Source organism: Syntrophobacter fumaroxidans MPOB, assembly GCF_000014965.1.
GTDB classification, from domain to species: Bacteria; Desulfobacterota; Syntrophobacteria; order Syntrophobacterales; family Syntrophobacteraceae; genus Syntrophobacter; species Syntrophobacter fumaroxidans.
Window position 1 is genome coordinate 1,380,714 of record NC_008554.1, and the last position, 26,824, is coordinate 1,407,537.

A 26,824-nucleotide genomic window follows, 5' to 3' on the forward strand; every position below is an offset into this window, starting at 1 on the left:
GTTCCTCCTCGTGGTTCTATGGGCCTCAAGCTTCAGGGAATCGAATCGGGGCGGCGTTCACCCTTGTCGCCGAAATCCCCATTGCATCAGGGAATCGGCGGATCGGAGTCCCCGAACTGGATCAGTTCCTTGGTGAAGGAGCTTTGGGTTTCTTTCTCGGGGTTCGTGGTGTCCTTGATCTTGGAAACCCACGATTTCAACTTCTCACGCCCGGGTGCGTACAACTCGGTGGTCATTCTCATCACACCAGGGGAATATTCATATTTACGAATTTTTATACAGTTGGAGAAGGTTCCGGGTGCGGTATGGACGGTTATTCCTTTCTGTGTCACACATATACATATAACAGTGAATTGAGTCGCATTCGTTCTCTTGTTTCTCATGATTATACTGCGATGGTATGACTGGTTTACCGTGAGCAGCCTTGGAAATGTGCAGGCAGGTTCGAAAATCCACATGTCTTTTCCGTCGTTCATACCGATTATTTGAAAACTGGTCGACGTCACCTTGAACACCGTGGAGGAATCGAAAGTCCAGCCGGCTCCTTCGTTGTTGTAATACTTGCGGACGATCTGCCCGCTCGCCCCGGCTACCGTAATGAAACCTTGCTTGGACGTGCCGCCTGATTCCTGAAAGATGGACCACTTGCCGGGCTTGAGCGCCGAGTAGTTGACGATGTCGACCGTAGCCGCCGAAACCGATGAACTCAAGGCCAATACCGCGAGGACAATGACCGCCCAAACGACCGATCTTCTCATTATGTTCCCCCCTCTGTATGTATATAACGCAGAAAGATGCAATTCATGCCGCGATGCACCAAAAGCGCCCAGGGCAAGCGGAATCCGCTTCAAGGACTTCCAAAATCTTGAATCCAATAATGGGTTTTGTCCGATAATTCTTGCGACGTAACGTCCAAAGCGTGCCCCGGCGCGTTTCGCAAAACCGGAACCGCCGGGAATCGCTTCACTGAGCGGGCAAAAGTGTACAATTCCATACCATGAAGCTGTGAAAATCGCCACGAATAATCCGAAAAATCTTCTCGACTCGGCCGCGAGAGAACCCCGGAGTGCACTCACGAGCTCCGTTCCACCCTAAAATCCTGTGATAACAACCTATTGGCGGCATCCGGAATGATCCGGGATCGCTGCAACCGTTCCCGGGGTGCTCTCAGGAAACGAACGGTCGGTGCAAGCCCTTCGGGCTGAGCCGTCCACATTGTACCCCTGGGCGGATTCCACCGTTCTCCAGGCGAGGTATCCGGCTTCTGCCGGGAAGCCCGTAGGAAGAAACATCTCGGTTCACCCTCTCTTGAGGACATTCCGGAGCGGGGAAACCTTCCATTGCGAAACAATAGAAACGGGCTGTCGCATAAGGCATGCAGGGGAGGCATCCAAAAAGCAGAGACCCATCCTTCAGCCTTCGTGATGCGCCAGAAAAGCGCGCAGAGGCTGAGAATGGGTCATATCTGATTGGAATTCGAATTGGAGTGGAGCTACGGGGAGTCGAACCCCGGACCTCTTGAATGCCATTCAAGCGCTCTCCCAACTGAGCTACAGCCCCACGAGGAGTTGAGAAGTTACTCGAAGCGATCGATTCTGTCAATCGTCTTTTCTCACGACTTTTCCAGAAACATCGTCTTCCGACACAATCCACAGAGATAGATCGGCTGGATGAAAAGGAACCCGGGCGGCCGGACGCGTCATGTCGCGGTGCCGGGAGACGGCCGCCGTATTCTGGACACGCAAAAGAAAAGACGACCGCGGGACAGGGGACACTCGAACGCGGACTAGGCGTTCCAGGCAATCGTGCGCCGTCGCCCTTCCCTTTCACCCGATCGCCTTCCCGCGCCGGAGCGGAGGCTTTTCGCGGGCCCAATTTTCCTTGACACTCTCGAAGCCCTCTGTTTATAGTCCCCGAGTACGGGCCGGAGTGGTGGAACTGGTAGACGCGCTGGACTCAAAATCCAGTGTCCCTTGCGGACGTGAGAGTTCGATTCTCTCCTCCGGCACCAAGAAAATCAAGGAGTTAGCCGTTTTGGTTGGCTCCTCTTTTTTTGCGGATTTTCAGGATTGTGCCCATTTTTGTGCCCAGGACGGAATCTTGCTCTTGCAGGTAGGCCTCTTGGCGGGATGCTGCCTTCTTAAGATCTTCACCGGAGGTCACATCGTAACGGTCGAATACCGACCGGGTCTTGTGGCCGGAAATCTTCATCGCGATCCGCTCCGAGATGCCGGACCGGACCATGTTTCTGACTGCGGTCCTTCGCAGGTCGTGAAAGAGCTTGCCGCTGATCCCTGCTTCAGTGCACGCCGTGTCCCAGGACTTTCTGAAGTCCCTGATCCGGTCCATGCCGGCCTCGTTGGGGAACACATAGGCGGAGAGCTTGCCGGTTTCCTTGCGGGCGATCCACTGCGTCTGGAAGACCTCTTTCAGTTCTTCGTCGAGGTAGACCATCCGCGGGTTGTCATTCTTCGTGTCTCCGGGATCGAGGCGGACAATGCCGTTGTCGAGGTCGACTTGTGCCCATTGTAGGCACAAAATCTCGCTCTTTCGCCACCCGGTCTTGAACCCGAACGTGACCACACCCTTGAGGTAGGAAGGGAGAGCATCGCGAAGGGCGAGGAAGTCGGCGCGCTCGAAAAACCCTTCCCGGGCGTTACGCTCCTTGAGCATGGGGATATGCGGCACACGGTCAACCTTGGGCGGCGTGCTCTGGGCCCCGAGTTTGAGCATTCGCTTCAGGGCCGCGAGTTCCCGGTTGATTGTGGCATGCGCGGCGCCGGAGCCCATGCGCTCTTCGATATAGGTCTTCACGGTGGCCGTCGTGATGTCTGCGATCCGCATGCCCTCGAACTTCTCCTTCAGGTGCCTGGTGCTGATTTCCGCCCTTTCCAGGCTCTTGCGCTGGTTGATCCGGTAGTCGGTCAGGAAGTCCTCGGCGAGTTCGTCAAACTTCACATGGTCGCCGTGGTGTTTTGGAAAAGGGCGGGGGCCCCACCACGCCGGCGCCGTCAACGCACCGACGCCAGGACGCCGGCCGGAAACCCACCGGACTCGGGTTGAGCATTAATAGACGTCACGACGTAGAATGTGGTATGAGTGTCAGGAAGTTTCTATTTGCCTCACAGCGGAGGAATTTCATGGATTCCCTTCAGTTCTTGATACAAGGATCGGCTCCGGAACCGTATACCGTCACCTTGATAAGAGTGGGGCCTGACATCACCATAAGCTGCTCATGCCCGGGCGCAAAATTTGAAAAACACTGCAAGCACCGCATACGCATCCTGACCGGAGACAAGACGGGGATCATCAGCGGTAACGCCGATTGCCTTTGCCAAGTGAGCGAAATGATCCGCGGGACGGCGATCGAGTCCGCCAGGGATCGGTACCAGCAGGCTGAGCGGGAAGTCGAAATGGCCAAGAAGAAGTTTATGAAGGTGAAGAAAGAATTGTCGGACCTCATGCAAAGGACGAAGTGATGGAGTTCTTCGAGGGATTTTCATGGGCTGTGCCGAAAGGATTCAGTGACCCGGTGGCGTTTTGCCGCTTCGAGCGGGGTGATACCTTCTACGACACACCGAAGGCGTACGAAGTGTGGTCTGAAGCGCTCAAACACATAAAATACAGCATTCGGGTCCAATCACCTGAACGCGCCATCACCCAGAAACGAGCCCAACCGCCTGAAGGTGACATCACCGAGGATACCGAGATGGACGCCGACTCAATTGACGATGACAGTTCACCCGAAGGTGCTGATAGCCGGAAGGCCGGGACGAACGCTGACTCACTTTTTTCCGACAATTGGACGAAAGAGGCTGTGATCGTCCTTACCGAGTACCAGTCGAAGGATTCTCGGACCATCACGACAACGCAGGGCCGGGTTTATACTGCAGTGTGGAAAGGCGATCTTTCTATTCTGGAAGATGACGGTCCTTTTCCGGTTCCGGCCACCCCCGGGACGCTCATTAAGAAAGAGAAGAAGAAGATGCTCCTCGAGAACTCGCAACCGTTTATCGAGGGCTTGCGTGCCGATGAGAAGATTGCTGACCCGACCGTGTTCGCACTTCCATACGACGAGACACTTGAACTGTACCGGAATAAATTTCAAAGGCTAAGAACTACCATTCCGAATGCGGTGATACTCATCAAAAGGCCGGAAGAGGTCGACATCTCGCATCCCAATGGATTTATCCCCACGATGAGGATCGCCTTTTTTATCATGGAGAGTACAGGATATCATGAGGCGGCCGAACTTATCAAGAAAGCTCTGTATAAGCCTGCTAACAATAGAGAGACCGAAACGGATCGGTTTAAGGTCAGCGCCCATGGGTTCCTGTTTCCCGACCAGTCGGCTTCAACAGTCGTGCGAGAAACGCGGAAACGATAACATCGAGTCCCATTTCCGGGTGCCCGCGGACCCGCATGGAATCAGGCGGTCGCGGCGTGCCCGATTGTGCCTAAATTGTGCCCAACAGGGTCAAATATTTTCAAATAAGACCTAACGAAACCAAAAATCAAAATTAGAAACCCGCTCTCCGTAAGGCTTTACGGGGAGCGGGTTTTATGGGGTGTTGCCTATTCGGACTCAAAATCCAGTGTCCCTTGCGGACGTGAGAGTTCGATTCTCTCCTCCGGCACCACGAAAAATTAAGGGGTGAGGTCTTTTGGGCCAGCCTCTTTTTTTGTTGGTCCCGAACCTCGCGGACAACGCCTCGGCCCGCATTCCGCGGCGGAAAACCGTCCGAGGCCCCCACCTCCACCCATTGGTCAGCACCTCCGGATAAGCGATCGTCGGTCCGCCGACGGCCCGCCGCGTGCGTCTTCGGGACCGGCGGGGCTTCGTCCGTCAATTATCAAGGATTGCGGGAAAGGGAAGCCCGGCAGCCCCCTGGTTGCGCAACCGAAACATTGGGGAATTCCCCTCGACCTGATAAGAAAATGTGAAAAGTGTAGGTTTGACCCCGCTGCGGTCACTCGATCCAGAGGTAATCGGCGTCCTGGTCCGTCGCGGAATCCCGATCGGATTTACCCGGCATGTGCGGCAGGATGACCCGGCAGGAATAACCCGAGAGCGCTTCGAGCTGTTTCGGGATGCCCGGCTTCCACGCGTGGCCGTTCCCCGCCAGAATGACAACCGTCCGCTGGGGGTGCGCCTTGAGATATTGAACGGTATGCCAGGCCATCGCCGCATCCCAGAGGATCTGCGCTTCGCAGAAGTTGTTGAAGTTCATGCCCTGATGACCGTGAATACCCATCGCCCGCCGGATGAATTTCCTGTAGCTCTCGTCCACCGCGCAGCTCACCGGCGGCAGATCCTTTTTCTGCTTTTCTCCGAGGGACGCGAAGCCCTTTTCCGCCACCTGGCGGGTGATTTCCCTTGAAACGTTAAGCCCGACAATGGGTATCTTCTTTTCGCGGGCGTAATGAAAGATGTCCGCATACAGGGGCCACGGACTGTTCCAGTTGTCGTAGTAGGCCCTCTGGAACGCCGCTTCGGACAAGGTCCCCCGCACCCACTCATCGAGCACCCCCTGGCTCTCCCTGCGAAACATCTCCATGCCGACGGCCACCTGGAGACCGGTGTTATGAAGCGCCCTGATCACCTCCAGCTGGATTTCGTGGTGCTTTTTCTCATTGTGAAGCTCTCCCACGAGGACCACTTTCACCGACTTCCAGTCGTACACGGCTTCATGGAGGCGGACCTCCCTGCGGTCGGAGAGTCTCAGGAGCACCTGGTCCGACGCCCCTGAAACGGGCGGGCACGGGAACAAACCGCCGACCAGAACGATGAGGACAATTGCCGGAACGAGTATCGCCGTTCGCTTCATAGCTGGATCACTCCCTAAATGAAAAGCGGTGGATCAAGGGGGAGTCCGCCACCGGCCAGACTTTCTTGACCGCCACATTGTTGTCACGGATGACCACGACGCTGTAGGACCCGTAGTGAGGGATCTTTCTTGCCAGAACGTCTGCGGCTTCCCGGGAGAAGGCGAGAAAAAGCCCAGCGCTCCTGCTCGTGTCGATGCCGGACCTCAGGGCGAAAAACGCGCCGTCGCCGGGCTCCCCGTAGACCGTTTCGTCCAGGGTGAAGTGCTCCGTCGCCACCTTCAGGTTTCCGGGAAGAACATCGAACAGCTGCTTCGTGCGGGGGAAACCGAAAACGAGCAGGTCCCTGCCTTTCAGTTGAGCCGGATGGAGCTCGCTCTCCCGGACAACGACGAGCTCTTGCAGGCCGAGGCCGGAAAGGAGCGCACGGGCGGCGCCGTCCAGCATTACCTCCTGACCGGCTGCCATGACCGCCACAAGAGCATCCGAGCCTTTGATCGCATTGATGTCGGGCGGTACCTCTTCGGGATGGAGGCGTCGGAAAAGGTCCGCATCGGGATCCACCGTAAGCCGCGTGGGACGTGATCCCGCATCGATGGAAAAGGTCGTCTCCCGGTCCTTGACGAACACCGAGGCAAAAATCTCACCGCTTTCGGTTTCCAACCGCAAGGGGACAAACAGCTCAAAAAAGGGCGCCTCCTGCAAAAGGGTCCCTCGGACCTTCCAGGCATGCGCGACTTTGGTCGCTTCCACTCGGTCGATCCTCAGGGTGGGGGCTCCCGGGCGATCGACCCACTGCCTGAAAAAGGCGTGAAAGTCCGTTCCCCGGCTCCGGGCGGCAAATGCATCCGCAAAGTCACTCCAGGACGTCTCCTGGAACAGCCTTTTTTGGCAGACGTCCTTGAGTGCCTGCCAGAATCCTTCGTCCCCCGCGAGCTTTCGGGCCATGTGGAAGACCATGGCCCCCTTTCCGTAGCCGACGGCCCTGGAGGCCGGGCTGTCCCGCCCCGCGAACTCCGCGAGGGGGAAGTCTTCGCGCGGAGAAACCAGCGTCGCGTAATTGCGCAGGATTCGTGCCCGGTATTCCCTCGCCTCTTCGGGGGATATTTTTTCCTTGTAAAGATGATCCGCAACGTAGGTCGTCAGCCCTTCAGACCAGTTTCCCTTCCCGTAGTCCACGAAGACGCCGTTTCCCCACCAGGAGTGAGCGACCTCGTGGCCGAGGCTGGTATCGACAATGAACGGAAGGCGGATGACCTGGCTTCCCAGCAACGTATAAGAAGGGAATCCGTACCCGGTCGGAAAGAAATTCTCCACCACCGCGAACTTGGGAAACGGATAGGGACCGAACAGTTCCTCGTAGAGCGCGATGTAGCGGCTCACCGCGCTCAGATAGGGTTCCGCCAGCCGTTCCGAGCCGGGGAAATGGTAGAAAAAGGAAGGAATCCGTCCCGCGCGGCCCGTCTTCACCGCGTAGGGACCGCCGGAAAGGGAAACGCCGCGCAGGGGCTGCTCGATCTCCCAGACGAAATCGAGGCGATCTCCGTCAGGGGTTCTCTCCTTGAGCGTCCCCGCGGTGACCACCTCCATCCCCGCGGGCACGTCGACCCGGATGCGGTATGTGCCGAAGGCTCCGGGGACCTTCGGGTACCATCCCGAATCATCCGCCAGGAACAATCCCCGCTTGGAAATCACGCCGGTCACCCCGTAGGTCGGATCCTCCGTGTAGAGGGGATCCCCGGGGATTGCGTCATGAAAAGCGGCCGCGTACCGAATGGTGATCCTCAGGTCCCCCGGGCTTGAAAGGGCGCTCTGAGGGACCCGGAGTACTCCTCCCTCGAACCGGTAAGGCAAGGCGCCCCCCGATCCGGTCACCGAATGGACGCGCGCATCGGGTCGCAGGGTGAAGGCAGGCGGCATCGCGCCGTCGTCCCGCACCGTGACGGTGCCCGAACCCTCGAGAGCCCCGGAAGCGGTTTCGATGCGGACCGCTATGTCGTAGTGGATGGACGTCGTGGGCTTCGCGCCCGCCTCCGTGATAATCCCCGGAAGCAGCCCGCTCAAGATGAATGCCCACAAGGCGCTGCGCAGTGAACCCATGACTTCCCCCACTCATATCGCCGGTTGTCTGTTCATGCGGGCGGACTTCTCCCGGAAAGGGCCCGTAATCCATGAATCCCGAAACGGCGGCATTCTTTTCCACGCCGTATGCGGAGAAGATAAGCACGAAAGAATCCGCCGGGACACATCCGGCGAATACCGCCCGGTTTTTTGTGTCGAGGTTCTCCATCCGACGGCTTGATATTCTTCCGGTCGACGCTAAATTGACAGGCAGGCGCATGTGCGGCCGCACAACGAACCCGGCTTTCGAACACGAAAAGGATGAAAATGGATACGAAGGAACTGAAAGAGTATTTCGAAAAGGCATCGGGACACGGCATTCTCGCAACCGCCGACGGCGACGGTCTTCTAAACCAGGCGGTCTTTTCCCGCCCCCATTTCATGGCCGACGGGACCGTTGCGTTCATCATGCCCCATAAGCTCACTCACAGGAACCTCCAGGAAAACTCCCACGCCGCGTACCTGTTCATCGAGACAGGTTCCGGCTACAAGGGAAAAAGAATCTACCTGACGAAAGTGAAGGAAGAGCAGGACACGGAACTGTTGAGGACTTTGCGCCGCCGGCCCCATCCTTCGGACAGGGGCGGTCAGGACGGACCGAGGTTTCTCGTCTTTTTTCGAGTGGACATGACCCTGCCGCTCATCGGTGCCGGCGGTTCGGCGGCCTGAGCGCGCGATAGCGTTAAAGATCGGCTTTCCCCCGAACGATCGGTTTTTCCGGCCGGGATGGCCACGGCAGGATCGAGGGACCAGGTCGTATTGAAGATCGGCTTTCCCCCGAACGATCAGTTTTTCGGTTGTTCTCCCGGCGCGGCCTCACCGAGGCCGACGGGCGGCTGTCAGCATCCCGGCTCCCCCGGGTGACCGCAGCAATCCTGCAGGGTCGTCAGCTTTTTCCAGTTGTTGCGGAGCAGCATCAGGATCTTGCGGCTCCAGGGTTGCGGCCCGCGCAAATTGTCGACGAAGGCCCGGGGGCTGGGGCGAGATTTCTTTTCCAGGCACATAAGCTTCGATCTCCGGGCCGGCCGGTCGGCATCGACCAGGCCGGTGAGGGGGGAACGTCCTTGAACTCCACACAATCGTCAGGCTCTTTCCGGTCTTGCTCGCCGGCGTTCCTCAAAGCGCGCCGGGGGCGGGGCCGTCAGCTGCCCGAGCTTTTTCGTTCCATTATAACACGCTCGCTTTGAATCCGCTCCAAATTGAGCGATCCCGCGCATGCGGCGAGAAAAGAGTCGATCGATCGCGGACGGGCGCACAGCCGGGGGAATCGGCGCTCCGAGCCTGGAATCGTTCGGCTGAGGTCTGCATGCTCCCGGCTGGTTCTTGCTCTGAGGATTTTTGGTCTTTGACCTGAAAATGCATTTCCATGAGGGTTGGAGGACGGGGCGGTGCTTCGAATCGTTTTCCCCTATATCGAGGTCGGATTGCCGGTCGGTGCGGGTGCCGACCGGGTGTGGACGCTTCTCACCGACACGTCGCGCTGGGTCGAATGGGGACCGTCCATCCGTGACGTTGAGAGCACCGAGCGCTTCCTGACGGCACATTCTTCGGGCCGTGTGAGGACCGTTCTCGGATTCACGGCGCCGTTTGCCGTGACTCGCTTTGAACCGGGAAGAACGTGGTCCTGGCGCGTTCTCGGAATTCCGGCGACCACGCACACGGTGGAAAGTCTTGGCGCAAACCGCTCGCTCCTGCTTTTCGGGGTGCCGCTCATCGCCTTTCCCTACCTGCTCGTCTGCCTTGCAGCCATGAAACGCATCCGCTCGCTCGCCGAGCGCGATTCGGACCCCACGCACAGAGCCGGATTGTCTTGACGGGTGCGCGGATGAGCCTTAACTCTTTGCAGGGCAATCCCGAGCCCGATCGATCCCCTGGACGGCAACCGCCATAATGCGCGGGGCAGCGGCAGATGAAGAACATTCGCTGCCGCCGGCGGGTTTGCCGATTCCTGCATTCGCCGGCACCGCCGGTTCCCCGGATTTTATACAGACACCATGAGGAGGGCCCATATATGGAAAGGCTGATGGCAAAGCACTGGCACCACATGCCGGGAGGGGAAGCGAGCGAGCTCCTTCAAACCAACCCGGAGAGGGGCCTGGAAGAATTCGAAGCCAAACGCCGCCAGGAACACTTCGGACCCAACGTCATCACCGGCAAAGGGGGAAAAGGCCCCCTCATGCGATTCCTCCTGCAGCTTCATCAGCCCCTCATCTATATCCTGATCGCAGCCGGAGCGGTGACGGCCGCCTTCCGGGAATGGGTCGACTCGGGCGTCATTTTCGGGGTGGTGCTGGTCAACGCCTCTATCGGTTTCCTCCAGGAGTCCAAGGCCTTGGCCGCCATCGCCGCCCTCGCCCAGACCATGGTGGCCGAAGTCACGGTGCTGAGAGGCGGCTCCAGGCGCCGGATCTCCTCCGCGGAGGTGGTGCCGGGCGACCTCATCCTCCTTCAGTCGGGCGACAAGGTCCCCGCCGACATGCGCCTGATCGAATTGAAGGATCTGCAGATCGATGAATCCACCCTTACCGGCGAATCGGTACCGGTCAAGAAGAAAAGAGGGGTTCTCGACCGTGACACCGTGCTGGCCGATCGCCGCAACATGGTCTACGCCTCGACCCTGGTCACTTACGGCCAGGGAACCGGGGTGGTGGTCGCCACGGGCAACGCCACGGAAGTCGGGCGGATCTCCGAGCTCATTTCCGCGGCACCCGAGCTGCAGACCCCGCTCACAAAAAAGATCGCCCACTTCAGCCACATTCTGCTTTACGCCATCCTGGCGCTTGCCGCGGCCACGGTGCTGATCGGCGTTCTTCGAGGCCAACCCGCTCTCGAGATGTTCATGGCGGCAGTCGCGCTGGCCGTGGGAGCCATCCCGGAAGGGCTTCCCGCGGCGTTGAGCATCACGCTCGCCATCGGCGTCGCGCGGATGGCCAGGCGACGGGCGGTCATCCGCCGCCTTCCCGCCGTGGAGACCCTGGGCAGCACCACCGTCATCTGCACGGACAAAACAGGGACTTTGACCGAGAACCAGATGACCGTTCAGGAAATCTTCGCCGGCGACGAAACCTTCGAAGTGTCGGGCGCGGGTTACGACCCCTCGGGAACGGTCCTGAAGCAGGGCGAGCCCATCACCCACGGTGGAACCCCGGTACTGTTTGAGTGTTTGCGGGCGGGATTGCTCTGCAACGACAGCATCCTCGTGCAAAAGGAAGGCCGCTGGGGCGTGCAGGGAGATCCCACGGAAGGTGCCCTGATCGTCGTCGCCGCCAAGGTGGGCCTCTCGGCCGACGAAGAGGCGGCCCGGCTTCCGCGGCTCGACGTGATTCCCTTCGAATCGGAACGCCAGTACATGGCGACCTTGCATGATGCGGGGCAGGCCGAAACCCCGATCGCCTACGTCAAGGGGGCGGCCGAGATCATCCTGGAGCGGTGCACGGAATCTCTCGACGCGACAGGAGCCGCTCAACCGGTGGACAGGGAACGGGTGATGGCCGAGGTCGGGAGGATGGCTTCAAACGGTTTGCGCGTCCTGGCGTTTGCGAAAAAGGACATCTCCCCGGAATCGGCCCCGTTCGACCATGAGGACGTGGCCGGCGGCCTCCGTTTCCTGGGGCTGCAGGGGATGATCGACCCGCCGCGGGCTGAGGCGATAGAGGCCGTGAAAGCGTGTCACACGGCAGGCATCCGCATCAAGATGATCACCGGAGACCATGCGATCACCGCGTCGGCGATCGCCGAAAAGATCGGGCTGATCGATGCCGGGGATTCTGCCCCGGCCGGGAAGGCGGCGATAACCGGGAAAACCCTGGCGAAAATGCCGGACGCGGAGCTCATCGAGGCGGCTGAAGAGACACCGGTTTTCGCCAGGGTGGACCCCGAGCAGAAGCTGTCGCTCGTCGAAGCGCTCCAGGCAAGGGGGCACATCGTCGCCATGACCGGCGACGGCGTGAACGACGCGCCGGCGTTGAAGCGGGCCAACATCGGCATCGCCATGGGCATCACCGGTACCGAGGTGGCCAAGGAAGCCGCCGATATGATCCTCACCGACGACAACTTCGCCACCATCGAAGCCGCGGTTGAGGAAGGGCGGGGAGTCTTCGACAACCTCACCAAATTCATCGTCTGGACGCTCCCCACGAACCTGGGTGAAGGTCTCGTGATTCTTTTGGCCATCTTTGCCGGCGCGACGCTGCCGATCCTCCCCGTCCAGATCCTGTGGATCAACATGGTGACCGCCGTCCTGCTGGGGCTGACCCTCGCTTTCGAGCCCAAAGAGCCCGGCATCATGCTGCGTCCCCCGCGCGATCCGAAGACGCCGATTCTCACACGCTACCTTCTCTGGCGCATCATCCTCGTGGGCGGGATGCTCACCGCCGCCGGTTTCGGCCTCTTCGAATGGGAGCTGCACCGGGGAGCGAGCGAGGCTCAAGCCCGCACCGTGGCGGTGAACGTCTTCGTGGTTGCCGAAATCTTCTACCTGCTCAACTGCCGGTCGCTGACCAAGTCCATGTTCCAGCTGGGCCTCTTCTCCAATCCGTGGCTCTTTGTCGGCGTCTCACTCATGGTCCTCCTGCAGCTCCTCTACACCTATCTGCCCGCCATGAACTGGATGTTTCACGGTGCCCCGATCCCCCTCGACGCCTGGGGATATATCCTTGCCACGGGCCTGGCGGTCTACCTGGTGATCGGGTTTGAAAAATGGGTGCGACAGAGAACGAGCGGGGGCGGCAAGGAGCAAGCCGTCGGGAAAGCGCCTTGAACCCGGGTTGAACGGTTCAGGGCGCGGAGCGCCGATTCGGCGGGTACAAAGCCTGTCCCGGCAAGCCAGCGGTGCGGCGGGCTCCTGGGCGTAGAACCCCCTCCATCCATCGACTCATTCCCGTGATCCTTTCGGGCGAGCATTGCATTATTTTTCACAATTCCATCCTTCCAAATTCTTTCCTTTGGTGCTATAAGGTTTCCCAACATACGGACGAACGCCTATAACGGCTTCACCCCCTCAGAGTTCCGGTAAACACGAACGCCCAAGACAGGCTTCATACGAATCCCGGCAGCTTGGACCATTTTGCGGGGCTTTTCGCCTTTGGAGTTCTGCCGTGGTGATCAACGGAGGCAAGTTTCGGTGAGTCAGAAACCGAGCTATGAAGAGCTGGCGGGCAGAGTCCGCGAGCTGGAAGAGGATGCGCTCGCGCGCAGGCGAACGAATGAAGTTTTGCGCAAGAGCGAAGAACGCTATCGGATGATCTTCAACTATTCCCCGCTGGGGATCGTCCATTTCGACTGCGACGGACTGATCGTGGACTGCAACGAGCGTTTCCTCGAAATCGTGGGAGCTCCCAGGGAACGGCTCCTCGGATTCAATATGGCCACGTCCTTGCGCAACGAGGAGATGAGAGCCGCGGTAATCGCCGGCCTCTCGGGAGAGCCCAACTATTTCGAAGGGGATTATCGGTCCGTGACCGCAAACAAAGTAACCCCCATCAGGGCCATGTTCAGCCGAGTGAACACCGACGACGGCGGATTCATGGGAGCGGTGGGCCTCTTCGAGGATGTCTCCGCGCAGAAGCAGTCGGAGGAGGCCTTGCGGGAGTCCAGGGAATTTCTGGGAAAGATCGTCGCTTCCATCAGCGACCCCATATTCGTAAAGGACAGATACCACCGGCTGATCCTGGTCAACGACGCCGAGTGCGCTCTTGCAGGCAGGACGCGCGAGGAAATCCTCGGCCGCACCGACTACGATTTCTTCCCCAAGGAGCAGGTGGACATCTTCTGGGAAAAGGATGAAGCCGTTTTCGAAACCGGGGAGGAGAACGAAAACGAGGAACAGATAACGGATGGCCAGGGACGCACCCGCACGATCGTCACGAAAAAGAGCCTTTACACGGACAGCTTCGGCAATAAATTCATCGTGGGCGTGATACGAGACATAACCGACCGAAAAGAAGCCGAGCTCGCGCTCCAGGCGGCCCACCAGGAACTTCAGGACATCATTGAATTCCTGCCCGACGCAACCCTGGTCATCGGCCGGGACAAAAAGGTGACGTACTGGAACCACGCCATCGAAGAAATGACCGGGGTCCGGAAGAGCGACATCCTGGGGAAAGGTGACTACGCATATGCCAAAGCGTTTTATGGTAACGGGAGACCCATGCTCATCGATCTCGTGATGGCCGAGGAACCTGAAATCGAAAGCAGGTATGATTTCGTGAAGCGGATCGGCACGACGGTTTACGGCGAGGCTTACGTCCCCGGGGCCTACCGGGGCAAAGGGGCTTACCTCTGGTCCACGGCGGCTCCGCTCATCGGCAGGGACGGGAACATCATCGGTTTTATCCAGTCCATTCGGGATATTTCGGACCGCAAACGCGCCGAGGAGGCACTCAAAGAGAACGAGAAGAAATACCGGCAGCTTTTCGAAACGGTGTCGGACGCCATTCTCGTCTGCGACGGGGACAGCCGCCGGTTGATCGACGTCAACGAGAGGGCCCTGAGCCTCTACGGCTACTCGCGTGAGGAATTTCTCGATCTGAGTTACCGCGACATCACGGCGGAACCCGACGAGTCGGATGTCGTTATCAAGGAGACGCTCTCCGGGGTGGGGATACAAGTTCCGCTCCGCACGCACAGAAAAAAGGACGGGACGGTTTTCCCGGCGGAGATCTCGTCGAGCACGTTTGAGCTGGCAGGCCGAAAAGTCATATGCGGAGTGGTCAGGGACATCACCGAGCGAAAACGCGTGGAACGGGAGCTTAGTGCATATCGAGACGGCCTCGAGCACCTGATTGAAGCGCGCACCGCCGAACTGGCAAGGGCAAACGAGCGGCTCAAGGTCGAAATAGAGGAGCGCAGGCGGGCGAAGGAGCGGTTGAAGCTTTTCGCCTACTCGGTTGCGCACGACCTCAAGAGCCCCGCCGTGGGAATCCACGGCATCGCGAAGCGCCTCCACAGGCAGACGCGGGATGTCCTCGATGAAAAGAGCAGGAGTTACTGCAGCCAAATCCTCAAAGTGTCCGAGCACATCGCCGAGCTTGTGGACAAGATCAACGTCTACATCGCAACGAAAGAGGCGCGGCTATCGTTTGAAAGGATTGCCCTCAAGGAGATTTTCGCCATGCTCCGGGACGAGTTTTCGGTGCAGTTCAATAACCGTCGGATCGATTGGGAGCTGCCCGAGTCCGACGTGGTGGTCACGGCTGACAGGCTCTCCCTGTTGAGGGTATTCAGGAACCTCGTCGACAACGCGCTCAAGTACGGCGGCGAGCACCTGAGCAGAATCCGAATCGGGTACGAGGAAGGCAAAGACTGTCACATTCTGTCCGTTGCCGACGACGGCAGGGGGCTCAGGGGGGCCGATTCGGAGAGAATTTTCGAGGTGTTTCAACGGCAGGAGACCTCCAAGGGGGTCGAAGGCGCAGGCCTGGGCCTGACCATAGTCAGGGAAATCGCCGAGCAGCACAATGGAAGAGTCTGGATGGAGCCGGTCCCCAACGGCGGAGCCTCGTTTTTTGTAACGATTTCCAAGGATCTGCCCGTTTCCTGAACGCTTTCGACCAATCCTTCGTGGAAAGCCAGGTCCTGCAACGCTTTCCGCCGCATGGCGCGATCCGTCAGGACGGCTTTGCCCGCATGCGGCCCTTTTGCAGCCACTGCCTATTTCGGGCCCGGACCGGATATGCGGCTCAGCGGACCGTACCCGGCACGACTTCGCCTTCGGTGCATGAGGACCGCCGGAACATCTGATCAGAAAGGGGAAACACATGGAGGAACTCGAGTTCAAGTCGTCCACTCTGGGACAGCTTCTCGACCGTGCGATAGAGAGATTTCCCGACAATGAGGTCATCGTCTACGAGGACCGCGACTTCAGGCTCACGTATCGCGAATTCGGAGAATTGGTGGACAAGGTGGCCAAGGGCCTCATGGCGCTTGGGGTGAAAAAGGGCGAAAAGGTGGCCGTCTGGGCGACCAACGTCCCTTACTGGGTTGTTTTGCAGTTCGCCACGGCAAGAGTGGGAGCGGTGCTGCTGACGGTCAACACCGCGTACAAGACCGCCGAGCTTGAATATCTGCTCAGACAGTCCGAGTGCGAGAACATTTTCATCATCGACGGATTCAGAGACACCGACTACGTTCTCACTCTCTACGATCTCCTCCCCGAGCTCAAGACTCAACAGAGGGGATACCTCAGCAGCTCGAGGTTCCCTCATCTAAAACGGGTCTTCTTCCTGGGCCATGAGAAGCACAGAGGAATGTATTCCGTCGCCGAAGTGTTGGCGCTGAGCGTCATGACCGATGACGAGCAGTACAGGGCCAGGCAGGAGGAACTCGACGTGCACGACGTTGTCAACATGCAGTATACGTCGGGAACCACCGGTTTTCCGAAGGGCGTCATGCTGACCCATTTCAATCTCGTCAACAACGGGTACTGGATTGGGAAAAACCAGCTCTTCGGCCCCGAGGACCGCATCTGTCTCCCCGTTCCCCTGTTCCACTGTTTCGGGTGTTCCCTCGGCGTCATGGCCGCCGTGAATCACGGCTCCGCCCTGGTCATTCTCGAGGGATTCGATCCTGTTTCGGCCATGACCGCGGTGGAGAAGGAGCGATGCACCGCGATCTACGGTGTTCCAACCATGTTCATCGCGATCCTGGACCACCCTCTTTTCCCCAAGTTCAGCTTCGCCTCCTTGAGGACCGGCATCATGGCGGGGTCCCCCTGCCCCGCCCCGATCATGAACCGGGTCATCGAAAAGATGAACGCAAGACAGATCACCATCGTCTACGGGCTCACGGAATCATCCCCGGGGATGACCCAGACCCGCGTGAACGACGACATTCGCAAGCGCTGCGAAACGGTCGGTCGCGCCATGCCGGGGGTTGAAGTGTGCATCATGGATCCCGAGCTTCGCACCCCGGTTCCCCTTGGGGTACCGGGCGAAGTCTGCTGCCGGGGTTATATCGTGATGAAGGGGTATTACAACATGCCCGAAGCCACCATGCAGGCAATTGACCAACAGGGCTGGCTGCATTCGGGCGACCTTGGCGTCATGGACAAGGATGGGTACGTGGCCATCACGGGCAGGCACAAGGATATGATCATTCGCGGCGGAGAAAACATCTACCCGAAAGAGGTCGAGGAATTTCTGTACGGGATGGAAGGGATTCGCGACGTCCAGGTGGTCGGAGTTCCGAGCGCGAAGTATGGCGAGGAGGTGTGCGCCTTCGTCATCCTCAAGGACGGTTCTTCCTACTCGCCCCAGGACGTGATCGACTTCTGCCGTGGCAAGATATCCCGATACAAGATCCCGAAGTGCGTCGCCTTCGTGGACGGATACCCCATGACCGCAAGCGGCAAGATCCAGAAATTCAAGCTGAGGGAGGAGGCGGCGCGATTGTTTCCGGACGCCTGACAAGAACCTGCGCTCGAGGCGGCAGCATGGGCGGGAACGCGCAGGCTCCGGTGGGAGACCCCGCAACGGGATCAGTCCGCTTTGACCTTTGAAATCAGCTGGGGATTGGGGAGAGTCAACCGCACGGGTTGGCCCACCATGCCGACCTGGCCAAGCAGTTGACCATCCCACTTCACTCGAACCCCGCCGCTGTTCCCGACCAGGATGTCGATCCGCTCTTTCACTTCCCAGTCGAATCGGTCACCGGGCTTCATCATGGCGCTCCAGGCCTTCTCGCCGTCGATCTTCACCTGAATCCAGCACTTCTGGCCTGCTTCGATCTCGAATCTGTGCACCAACTCCTTGCGCGAGGGAGCAGCCGGAGTGGTTTCCGGCGACGGCTCTTCAACAACCTCACCTGCGGGAAGAGCTGCCTCCCGGGAATCGGCAGGCGCGGCATCGGCCGCAGCCTCGTGCTTCGGCGCCTCGTTCCCGCCCCCCTCCTCCGCCACACGTTCGGGCTCCCCGCCGGAGATGTCCCCCGTCAATGACTCGGACACCGAGTCGGGAACCGTATCGGAAGGGAGAACACTCGGCTGCACACCGCTCTCGACTTTCGCCTCCACGCCGTTCCCGGCCTCAGACTCCCGGGGCGGCGCCTCTTGCGGCACGGCATCGGAGGGAACTGTCCGCGTGCTCACGCGGTCCGTGCCGACATCCCGGCTTTTCCAAAAAACCTGCATCCCCGGCCGGCTCAGAAGGCCTGCGACGGCGAATGCCACGACTGCCGCAAGAAGGACGGCGAGATACTTGTACGGCCGAATGGGACCCGGCCCGACCCGTGGCGGAGGAATACTTTGCCCGTAAGGCAGCTGAAGCCCCTTGACCGTGATGTCCCCCTCTCCGGAGGCTGGTTCCACACCCAGGCTCTGTCCGTACGCCTCGACCAGCTTTTCTTCCAGGGCGGGAGTCCCGATTTCTTCGAACCGCCCCTTCTCCATCAACCGAGGGATGGTGCCCAGCGCAGGAACCCGGTCGGACTCCCGGGAAGCGAGGAGCTCCGGCATCCTGCCCCTCACCCTCGCGGTCTCCACACTGGACATAGGAGCCGACACGAGGTCGATCAGCCTGTTCTTGAGCCGCGTTGTCGAACGGATCAAAAAGCTATAGTAGTCGAACTGGTTGTCGAACGCTTCGCCTTCGAACACGCCCGGCAAAATGGTTCTGAGGGCCATGAACGCATCGTGGGCAGGCTTCACGCGTTCGGCAAGCCCACAGGAGGGATGGACTTTCCAGTCCCAGAAAACGATGGAGTCTGCAAGAACACTCAATACGTCGCTTTCGTGAAACCGGAGCTGTTGAGCTTTCCAGGATATACCGCACCCAAGCTCCCGGAATGGTTTTACAAAAGGTTCCAGCGTGGCATTCGGATCCTTGTCTTTGGATAAAGCCCTCGCCTGTTTGAGATGCAGCGATCTCAAGCTCTCAAACTCAAGGAATATGTGCATCATCTCTTCATGATGATGGGAATTTACGAACTGCTCAACACGTTCCCTGGCTTTGTTAAACAAAGCAATACATTCAAGGAATTTCAGCCTTAAGTTATAGAATATACTCAGATAAGCATAGGTGCATACTTGGCTGTTCAGAGGAGTCAATGACGGAATGTGTTCATTGATCAAAAAGTTTAACAGATCATCACTCAAATAAACCAGTAAATGTGCAAGATCACAGCTGTGCTCCGGTTGATGATTGAATTCAAAACCAGCGGTGTTTCCATTAGGAGACAGTTGATACCAGCTTGGGCAAACAGGAACCCTGGTGATACCCACTTGAAGGAAAAATTCACTGGTCAGGATTCTCGCCTGATTGTCGCACTCAAAATAGACTTGCGCACCCTTTTCCGAAAAATCAATGATATACATATCACTGATCTTCTCAAAAGGCCCGGCTTGGGCATGTTTCCCGCGGGAATCGGCCTGCCCCGAGGCGGACTTCTCCACATCGGGCACACTCCGAGATGTCTCCGTCCTGCAAATAAGAATTCCCGTGGGGCGCCACCGCTCGGCTGTATTGGTCAAACCGTCGGCGGTCAGGAATCTCGGGCAGAGTCTTTTCTCCTCACCCGCGCGTCTTCCTTCTAGGGGCTCCGACATCTGTCTCACGCCTTTCGTATCCTTGACCGGTTTGTCCATTTGACGCTCTTGTATCAGGCGCCCGGCTTGCACCACAGTCCCCGAAGTCTGTTCCACGAAATCCGCTTGACATGTCCAACGGCCTGGTGCTGCTAAATTAAATATCGGTAATTTATAAATTTCAACAAAAATTTATCATTGCTTTCCACAAGTCCTGCCGTATTGCAGGCCTCGTGCCGAAGCTGCTCCAGACCCGCCCGCCCCCAAGGCGTGCGGACGTTCACCCCTTGCAGGAAATAATAACCCGTATCTTCATGTAGTTATGAATATTTTTCAGGAAAGTGCGCATGCATTCGGTCGGAGTTGCAGCGGGCATGGCGTCGGCGTCACCCGTGAGGCATGACAATACATGCGCCGGGAATCCATTCCCCGGGCAAGCCGGCATCACGGGGCATTTAAGCGGATTGAAGCTTTGTTCGGACGCCCCCCCCGGATCGGAGCGGCACCGGGAACCCATCGGATATCAGAACATCGTGCGGAGAGCATAGAGCCCGCACCCGGCGTTAGAACTCGAAGACGACATTGCCGAAGAACCTGGTCTCGTCGCCGCTCCAGGCCATGGTGTCGATGTCGCTCCACCGGTAGATTTTCTCCGCGCTCAGCCCCAGTTTGAAGTTCTCGATGGGAAGGGCGTAGAACAACGTCAGCTGGAGCCCCAGGCGCTGGTCCTGGAACTCGATATCGTCGGTCACCCGCGAGTCCTCGAAGCGGTCGAGACCGTCAATGGAGTCGAAGTAATGGTATCGGACACGACCGTCCAGACCGAATGGACCGTATTCCATTTCCACTCTTCCGCCGGCGGTCGCGCCCAGGGCATAGTAATAGCTTTCGAATCGATAAACGCTCTTTACGCCGGAAATATTGTGAGTCTCGTCATACAGCGCCCCCGCAGCGGGCGTCACCATCGAAAAGGACGGATACAGTTCCGCGGTGGCCCGGACATGGAGACCGCAACGGTAGAAATCCGCGATCAGGGTTGGCCCCACAAGGTCGCAGATCGCCTGCCTGTCCTCTCTTCTCATCCCTATGAAGGAATGGTTGTAGTATTCGAATGCGCTGCTCAGGCCCACAAACAGGCTGGTTCCCCGCAGAGTCTGCGATTCCTTGTCCATGGAGATACATTGTTCATAATGGCCCAGGAATGCCGTCTTGGAAAAGAACCTGAGATCGACCAGGGTGCTGCCGTCCAGGGCCGCCTGGAACGCCAGTTCGTTGAACACCCCGTCCAGGTAGTTGATGCTTGCCTCGCCCGGCTTGCCGAATTTCTCCGCGGTTATGACTTCAAAATCAAAGCCCATTTGAGCTTCGGAGCGGAATTTGTCGGCGTCCGGCGAATAGCTGCCGCCCCCGCCCGCAAAAACCCGGAAGCGATGCCAGGCGTCGGTGGTCAGACAGTACTTGTCGACATTCTCGGGAGCCTTGGGCGTGGTATTGTCCAGCCAGCGATGAATGGCCGCGGACGGCCCGAAAAGGAATCCCAGAGCCCGGTTGGGAATTGAAGGAGCGCTGTGCTGAAAAAACTCCCCCAGCTGGAACATGGGTTCACCGATGGCAAAACCGCCGATGGGGGTCATGATGGCGTCGTTGATACTGAATTCATCCCGCAACTCACCGAACAACTCCCAGAAGGTCGAAGCACCGGCGGCAACGAGAAAGGACTCCGTGAGGCTGAGGTCATTGGTACGGGCCAACAGATAATAGCCGGTCCCGGCGGCGATATGGCCTACGTTGCTGTCCCAGTCGTTGTTGTCAAGCCTGTAGGCATCGCCCGTTTCAAAGCGCGCCTCAAACGTGCCCTTCGGAATGGTGTATTCATACCAGCGGCGGTCTTCCAGAGTCCCGTAATAGTAACCCGCTGCTATAGCAAGAAAAGCGGCGGTTTCGAGGCCCGTCCGGAAATAGTTCTTGTGCAACGGCTGAGCGTTGGTGTAAACGGAGCGGCCCCGCTCCAGGGTCATGCCTGATTCGGGCTTCCCCTCGGACGGAGTCGTCTCGCTCTTGCCCGCGGCCTCTACGGCCCGTGACCCCGGCACGGAATCCCGATTCTGCCCCAAGGCTCTGTTCGAAATACATAAACCCGCAACGACCACTGCCAGGACGACAAAGATACAAACGGTTCGTCTTCCCGCGATTCCCACCGACGACCTATCCTTATCCATGCGGAATCCTCATCCATGAATGGCCTGTTCAGGCTCCAGCCGACAGGTACCCGGTATCCGACCGGCGGGCGCCATAACCGTTGACGAGTGCAGCGGAAAGTATATATCAGAACGAATGTTCCTTTGCAAACAAGTTGACGGCAACGTTCAACGAGGGGGAGCGGGGCACGTGCGGTATTCGGCCCTGTAACGGATCGCGCCGGAGGCGGGATCGCCCGGTTGCAGAGCGAGGCTCGACCCGGGCTTTTCTCATGCGCCGTCCGTGCGAATCGGAATCGACGGTTCGCGGCGGCCTGACAGGGGCTGCAGGGGGCACGACTGCGTGTTTTTCCGTGGACGATAGGAAAAGAGTTTACCTGTTAACGATAGTGTGACATTTTATGCACACTTGAACCGATTGACACCCCCTTTCCAGGCGACCGGCGGCTCCCGCCGATGAATGAAAGAGATGGATTATGCACAGGCCGATTTCCGCCCTTATTCTCTTTTCCGTTCTGGTCTCGTTTGGAATCGCCCGGGGGGAACTCGCCGAAGACATCATCCATGCCTGTTCGAACAAGCACACGGGCACGGTACGCTACGTCAGCGGTCCGGAACAATGTAAGCGGTCTGAAACCCCGTTGTCCTGGAACCGAGTTGGAATGCCGGGCGAGCGGGGGATACAGGGGCCCGCCGGTCCCCCGGGCATGCAAGGCCCCCGCGGCGACCCGGGGCCGCCCGGACCACCGGGTCCCCGGGGCACTCAAGGCCCCCCCGGCACAGCGATCGCGGCAACTGCGGGAAACGAACGAACCGATACCACTTCGAGAGATCATATGGACATCATTTCGCTGGTGGCGGCTCTCGCTTCTCTGATCCTGGCGGTCTTGGCCATCTGGCTTTCCATCGTGTTTTACCGTTCTTCCACTCAGCTCCGGAATGAAACCAGGGAGGCGGCGCGCGATGTCGCCCGGAATGCCGATCGACTCGAGAGTCTGTTGAACAGGGTGTATCTGGACAGCGTGTCGGTAATGAAAGAGACCATCGTCGGTCTGCGGGCCTGGGGTTCTCCTCCGGCTGGCCCCACCGGGAAACCGACGGTTAGGCCGCCGGAAACGCCCGTGGAAAAACGGGAAACGACGTCCGCACCCGAGCCGGCTTTCCCGGCCGCCGCCCAGCCCGGCGTGTCTTCCCCGGCATCCTCCCGGCAGGAAGATCAATCCAGTGTTTTCGACGCCCTCGCGTCCTTCTCCGGCAAACGGATCCAGGACATCCTCGAGCATCCGGAGCTGGGAAAGGCGGTCGAAAACACCTTGAAAGCCTACTACCCGAAACTGGTGGAAAATCTCCGCGTGTCCGGGAAGGTCGGAGTCGACGCGGATGGAGACCTGTACGGGTTTGGCATGGCGCCTCGACAGGATGCGTTGGAAGAGGGAATTCTCCACATCGACCGCGAGGGAGGGGTTCACGCCGCCATCCTTACGCAGGGAGAGAAGGTACTCTATTTCAGCAACCGGGATGAATTCAAAAAGAAGCTCACCCCTACGGTCCAGCAGTTCGTCAAGCGCTTTGCCGATGTCAAAGTGATCTTCATGAATCGCTGAGCATCCCTCTCGGAGATTTCCCTGCCTGACGCATCCTCTTCATTCGCGGTGCCCCGGTCGTGCGGTCCGCGGAATCCACGCGCAATCGTCGCCCCGGGAAAAGTCATTCATCAGAGGAAAACCTGAGCAGTGAGAAACCCCTTTCCTTTTCCCGTCGCCCTTCGATCCCGGCGATCTCGAGCAAGACGACTTCCCCCACCAGCCAGACCTTGACGCCGGCGCGGGCGCAACCGACGGCAACCTTGTCTTCCCTGCCGGCGGCGGCATGCAGGTGCAGCACCGGGACTCCCGCATCATCGGGGAAAAGGGTCCCCACGGCCAGCACTTCATGGACTCCCCGCAGAGTGTGCAGCATCGGGACGATCCCCTGTTCCATATTCTCCCGGGGCCCAACCACCAGGCGACTGCCGTCGGCTCCGCCCCCCACGTAGAAGACGAGTCCCCGCTGTATACCGTGTTCCTCGGCGAATTGCTCCACTATGTCGGGCAACTGATCCCCTTCTTCCAGGCGCAACACGAAGATGCGCCCCATTTCCCCAACACCGTACTGCATGCGTTTCCTCCACTCTCCACAGTCATCCCGATTGGTTCCGCGCGATCCCCACCCCATGCACGGATTCCTCGCGGCGGTCGCACGAACCGAGCGAATCCCCTGAAACGGCCCCGGTTCCGGCAACTCAATACGCAGGCCCCGAAGACTTTCCGGCAAAGCAAAACCAGTCCCTTTCGAACCGACACTCGCGTGGTCCGGGCGATTCTACCCCGCGAGAGGACGTCACCTCAAAACAAACTTGCCGCCGGAGCATGTTTATTCAACGGTCTGTTGAAAAAAATCTTTTCACGGGAGAATCCGGGTATATATTGATTGTCTGCAACAGGAAGGGCGAAGGCGGCAGCGATTGGCGTCCGCTTCGCGGAAAACCATATCGCGCGTTCCGTGATTCGAGGCATGGATGGATCAACCGAAACCATACAGAGAACTCCCCACCAGGCTCAGTCATGGCTGTTTCGGGTGCGGCTCCGAGAATCCCCACGGCCTGAGGATGATATTCCATACCGATGAGAAGTCGGTGTTTTCGGAAATCGTCATTCCCGATCACATGGTCGGATGGAAGAATTTCGCGCATGGAGGAATCCTGTCCACCATTCTCGACGAAATCATGGGCTGGTCGGCCATCTACCTGACGAAGAATCTGGTCCTGACAAAGTCCATCGCCGTTGACTTCCTGAGGCCGGTTCCCGTGGGCACGACACTCAGGGCGGAAGGCAGGATATCGAAGGTCAGGAGCGATCGCGAAGTCGCGATGGAGGGATTCCTCCTCAATTCAAACGGGATCGTCCACGCTCGGGGGAAAGGTGTTTTTGCGCTTTTCAAAATCGACGCGGCCATGAAATTCGGCATCGCCGATGAGAAAGAGCTTCGCGAACTGGAACGCGTATTCAACCTGTGACGGTCTTTCCGACGGCAATCCTGTTTGCGGCATCGGGGGTCGGTCCTCGTCTTTGCAGGAACGGGTGCAATCCTGATCCGGCTTTGTTCGGCCGTTGCGAAGAACCTTTCTGGGGTCTAACGGCCCAATGCACGGACAGGCTTTTCCTTTTTGGGACAGCATGTTGATCTGGCGCTTGTTTCCGGCCCGTTTCGCACTGAAGCAACCAACATCATTCCGGCGATGAGCCTCGACGAGGACACTGTCCCGGGGAGGCGAATCGCGGGCTCATTTTTCAGGCATTCTCTCATTCCTTCTCGGTTTCATATCGCGAGGCGCCCGCGGCGACGCGTGCTTCCCGCGCGGGAGGCAGCCCCGCGGAGCGTGGTTGTCGTATTGAATCACAGGGAGGTTGTTATGAGACTCAACCATGGCGAACGTCTTTCGCTTGAAATTGGAAGCCGCATGGAAATCGAGCTCGGTTCCGGTTCCTCGCGCCTGAGCAGCCGACTCGTCGGGATTGACCCGGGCGCCTTTCTTATCGCTCGTCTTCCTGAATTCGACGGGTTCGAGGACCAACTGCTCCCCGGCACCGCGATCAGGGTGAGCTTCGAGTATTCCGGAAACCTTTACGGCTTTGCATCCTCCATCATCGATTTCCACTCTCGTTCCCTGCCGCTGCTGATCCTCACCTACCCGCAAGCCGTGGACCGACATGAATTGAGGGCCCACCCACGGATCGACTGCCTGTTTCCGGCCACGGCGCGAGTGGATGCGACCGTCTTTCAGGGCAATGTGACGGATATCAGCAAGGGAGGATGCCGTTTCGTTTCCCGGGGGATGAGCGAGGAAGACCTTCGCAGACTGCCCATGGAAAAGCACCTGCTCATGCAGATCCTGTTGCCCGGAGACACACACCCCCAGGAGCTGAAGGGCCAGGTGAGAAGCGTTCGCCATGACGGCAGGAATGCCATTCTGGGCCTGCAATTCCAGGACCCCGATCCGGAATTGCTGGAAAAGCTGAGTGATTTTGTCGATGCGTCCGTCTTCCTTTTGAAATAGCCGCCCCATGGAATACAGATTCAATCGCGACTGCTGGGTGGAGTCCTCTTTCGACGGGTTCCTTCTTGAGCACTACGCGCATCCTCCGGGTGAAACCGTTCGCGGCTCGCACCACCCTCAGCCCGTGGCCTCAAGGATCGACACGGCACAACGGTTTTTCGCCGACCGGGGGGAATCGATCCGGGCATGGCCTTCTATTGCGGCACTATTGCAGCGGTTTCGAGACTGTTCGGACCATGCCCGCGCGATGATGAGACGTCTCGGAATTGCCGAGGCGTGCGCCAGGTGCGACCGCATCGAGCCTCACGGCAGCTGCTGCAGTGTCGGCCTGGAAGAAAAAATCGACACCATGATCCTGGTGGTCAACCTGCTCATTGGGGTCGAATTGCCGAAGACCGGGACAAGACCCGACAGTTGCTTCTTTCTGGGTCCCGAAGGATGCACCCTTTTCGCCCGCCATATGCTCTGCGTCGATTACCTGTGCCCGGACCTCGAAAAGAGTTTTCCCCCCACGCGCCTCCATGCGATGCAAATCGCCGCGGGCGATGAGATCGAAGCCCTTTTTCGCCTCGGCGAGGGGATCAAGCGTGCATGCCGCATCGCCGGACGGTGAGAACGCGAGGCAGCAAACCGTCAATGATTCTTGCGGCGATAGTAATCCGCCAGCTTCTTGCCGCCGACTCCTTTTCCTCTCAGGAATTCGATGAACAGCTTGAAGGCATCCTCCATGGTGCCGAACTTCTCGAGCAGCTCATCCTCGCCCATTCGGGCCGCTTCCTTTCGGACAAAGGACTCCACGGCATTTTCCATGGAGAAACGTATGAAGTCGTCCGTTATCCCTTTGCAGAAAAAATGCTTCATCTCCTCTTCGAGTTCCAGGAGAAGCTCTTCCTTGCTCATCTTTTACTCCCCGCCATTCATCCTCATCCACGGATCGGCCGGCCTTTGGGCATCGCCCGAGGGACCAGCCGCCGAAAACCATCCTCCCCCGGAGATGCACCAAGCCCCTTCGGCCTCCGCGCCTCTCCAGCCGCCTCACCCATGCCGAAACAATGCGTCGCCCCA

Annotated in this window: 20 protein-coding genes and 2 tRNA genes; 12 read left to right on the forward strand and 10 right to left on the reverse strand. The window is 58.7% G+C overall.

All coding sequences use genetic code 11. From position 1 onward, the window contains the following. Positions 1 to 86: 86 nt before the first annotated feature. On the reverse strand, positions 87 to 1,019 hold the full coding sequence (locus SFUM_RS05780) for a hypothetical protein (protein WP_150109445.1): 933 nt from the start codon (positions 1,017 to 1,019) through the stop codon (positions 87 to 89). 468 nt (positions 1,020 to 1,487) lie between these two features. Further along, positions 1,488 to 1,560 (reverse strand) — tRNA-Ala (locus SFUM_RS05785). 363 nt (positions 1,561 to 1,923) lie between these two features. Here SFUM_RS05785 and SFUM_RS05790 point away from each other — a divergent pair. Further along, positions 1,924 to 2,011 (forward strand) — tRNA-Leu (locus SFUM_RS05790). A 14-nt stretch (positions 2,012 to 2,025) separates the two neighbouring features. On the opposite strand, the gene SFUM_RS05795 is transcribed toward SFUM_RS05790, so the two are convergent. Beyond that, complete coding sequence (locus SFUM_RS05795; RefSeq protein WP_208597112.1) at positions 2,026 to 2,958, reverse strand: tyrosine-type recombinase/integrase; 933 nt, start codon at positions 2,956 to 2,958, stop codon at positions 2,026 to 2,028. Positions 2,959 to 3,140: 182 nt separating this feature from the next. On the opposite strand from SFUM_RS05795, the gene SFUM_RS05800 reads away from it, so the two are divergent. Both SFUM_RS05800 and SFUM_RS05805 read left to right on the forward strand, forming a co-directional pair. After that, a complete protein-coding gene (locus SFUM_RS05800; RefSeq protein WP_011697976.1) occupies positions 3,141 to 3,479 on the forward strand; it encodes a hypothetical protein in 339 nt (112 codons plus the stop codon). Further along, complete coding sequence (locus SFUM_RS05805) at positions 3,479 to 4,387, forward strand: hypothetical protein (RefSeq protein ID WP_041439982.1); 909 nt, start codon at positions 3,479 to 3,481, stop codon at positions 4,385 to 4,387. Before SFUM_RS05800 ends, SFUM_RS05805 begins: the two co-directional genes overlap by 1 nt. Positions 4,388 to 4,970: 583 nt before the next feature. Here the strand turns inward: SFUM_RS05805 and SFUM_RS05810 are convergent. Then, positions 4,971 to 5,828: a ChaN family lipoprotein gene (locus SFUM_RS05810; RefSeq protein ID WP_011697978.1), complete on the reverse strand. Its 858-nt coding sequence runs from the start codon at positions 5,826 to 5,828 to the stop codon at positions 4,971 to 4,973. A 7-nt stretch (positions 5,829 to 5,835) separates the two neighbouring features. Beyond that, positions 5,836 to 7,926: a M1 family metallopeptidase gene (locus SFUM_RS05815; protein ID WP_011697979.1), complete on the reverse strand. Its 2,091-nt coding sequence runs from the start codon at positions 7,924 to 7,926 to the stop codon at positions 5,836 to 5,838. Between the two features lie 288 nt (positions 7,927 to 8,214). Here SFUM_RS05815 and SFUM_RS05825 point away from each other — a divergent pair, with 288 nt between their 5' ends. After that, positions 8,215 to 8,616, forward strand: coding sequence for a pyridoxamine 5'-phosphate oxidase family protein (locus SFUM_RS05825; protein ID WP_011697980.1), 402 nt, complete (start codon positions 8,215 to 8,217; stop codon positions 8,614 to 8,616). A gap of 170 nt (positions 8,617 to 8,786) precedes the next feature. On the opposite strand, the gene SFUM_RS23270 is transcribed toward SFUM_RS05825, so the two are convergent. After that, a complete protein-coding gene (locus tag SFUM_RS23270; protein WP_167321319.1) occupies positions 8,787 to 8,951 on the reverse strand; it encodes a hypothetical protein in 165 nt (54 codons plus the stop codon). Positions 8,952 to 9,335: 384 nt separating this feature from the next. Between SFUM_RS23270 and SFUM_RS05830 the strand changes: the two genes are divergently transcribed. The 4 genes from SFUM_RS05830 to SFUM_RS05845 all read left to right on the forward strand — a co-directional run bounded on the left by SFUM_RS05830 (position 9,336) and on the right by SFUM_RS05845 (position 17,351). Next, positions 9,336 to 9,761, forward strand: coding sequence for an SRPBCC family protein (locus SFUM_RS05830; protein WP_011697982.1), 426 nt, complete (start codon positions 9,336 to 9,338; stop codon positions 9,759 to 9,761). A 197-nt stretch (positions 9,762 to 9,958) separates the two neighbouring features. Beyond that, a complete protein-coding gene (locus tag SFUM_RS05835; RefSeq protein WP_011697983.1) occupies positions 9,959 to 12,706 on the forward strand; it encodes a cation-transporting P-type ATPase in 2,748 nt (915 codons plus the stop codon). 363 nt (positions 12,707 to 13,069) lie between these two features. After that, the gene (locus SFUM_RS05840; RefSeq protein ID WP_011697984.1) at positions 13,070 to 15,487 is read left to right on the forward strand and encodes a PAS domain S-box protein; all 2,418 of its coding nucleotides are present in this window, start codon (positions 13,070 to 13,072) and stop codon (positions 15,485 to 15,487) included. Positions 15,488 to 15,704: 217 nt separating this feature from the next. Next, positions 15,705 to 17,351 carry an AMP-binding protein gene (locus tag SFUM_RS05845; RefSeq protein ID WP_011697985.1) on the forward strand — a complete coding sequence of 549 codons (1,647 nt, stop codon included), beginning with the start codon at positions 15,705 to 15,707 and terminating at the stop codon, positions 17,349 to 17,351. A gap of 71 nt (positions 17,352 to 17,422) precedes the next feature. Here SFUM_RS05845 and SFUM_RS05850 read toward each other — a convergent pair whose 3' ends face one another. Next, positions 17,423 to 18,841: a DUF4115 domain-containing protein gene (locus SFUM_RS05850; RefSeq protein WP_167321320.1), complete on the reverse strand. Its 1,419-nt coding sequence runs from the start codon at positions 18,839 to 18,841 to the stop codon at positions 17,423 to 17,425. 1,187 nt (positions 18,842 to 20,028) lie between these two features. After that, on the reverse strand, positions 20,029 to 21,684 hold the full coding sequence (locus tag SFUM_RS05860; protein ID WP_011697987.1) for a DUF3943 domain-containing protein: 1,656 nt from the start codon (positions 21,682 to 21,684) through the stop codon (positions 20,029 to 20,031). Between the two features lie 815 nt (positions 21,685 to 22,499). Between SFUM_RS05860 and SFUM_RS05865 the strand changes: the two genes are divergently transcribed. Continuing rightward, positions 22,500 to 23,267, forward strand: a complete 768-nt coding sequence (locus tag SFUM_RS05865) for a hypothetical protein (protein ID WP_150109446.1) — start codon at positions 22,500 to 22,502, stop codon at positions 23,265 to 23,267. A gap of 103 nt (positions 23,268 to 23,370) precedes the next feature. Here SFUM_RS05865 and SFUM_RS05870 read toward each other — a convergent pair whose 3' ends face one another. Continuing rightward, positions 23,371 to 23,820 carry a PPC domain-containing DNA-binding protein gene (locus SFUM_RS05870; protein ID WP_041439995.1) on the reverse strand — a complete coding sequence of 150 codons (450 nt, stop codon included), beginning with the start codon at positions 23,818 to 23,820 and terminating at the stop codon, positions 23,371 to 23,373. A gap of 400 nt (positions 23,821 to 24,220) precedes the next feature. Here SFUM_RS05870 and SFUM_RS21470 point away from each other — a divergent pair, with 400 nt between their 5' ends. The 3 genes from SFUM_RS21470 to SFUM_RS05885 all read left to right on the forward strand — a co-directional run bounded on the left by SFUM_RS21470 (position 24,221) and on the right by SFUM_RS05885 (position 26,372). Next, entirely contained in the window at positions 24,221 to 24,718 is a 498-nt protein-coding gene (locus tag SFUM_RS21470) for a PaaI family thioesterase (RefSeq protein WP_011697990.1), read from the forward strand. Between the two features lie 396 nt (positions 24,719 to 25,114). Next, complete coding sequence (locus tag SFUM_RS05880) at positions 25,115 to 25,759, forward strand: flagellar brake protein (protein WP_011697991.1); 645 nt, start codon at positions 25,115 to 25,117, stop codon at positions 25,757 to 25,759. Positions 25,760 to 25,766: 7 nt separating this feature from the next. After that, the gene (locus tag SFUM_RS05885) at positions 25,767 to 26,372 is read left to right on the forward strand and encodes a hypothetical protein (RefSeq protein WP_011697992.1); all 606 of its coding nucleotides are present in this window, start codon (positions 25,767 to 25,769) and stop codon (positions 26,370 to 26,372) included. Between the two features lie 20 nt (positions 26,373 to 26,392). Here SFUM_RS05885 and SFUM_RS05890 read toward each other — a convergent pair whose 3' ends face one another. Further along, a complete protein-coding gene (locus SFUM_RS05890) occupies positions 26,393 to 26,659 on the reverse strand; it encodes a hypothetical protein (RefSeq protein ID WP_011697993.1) in 267 nt (88 codons plus the stop codon). Between the last annotated feature and the right edge of the window lie 165 nt (positions 26,660 to 26,824).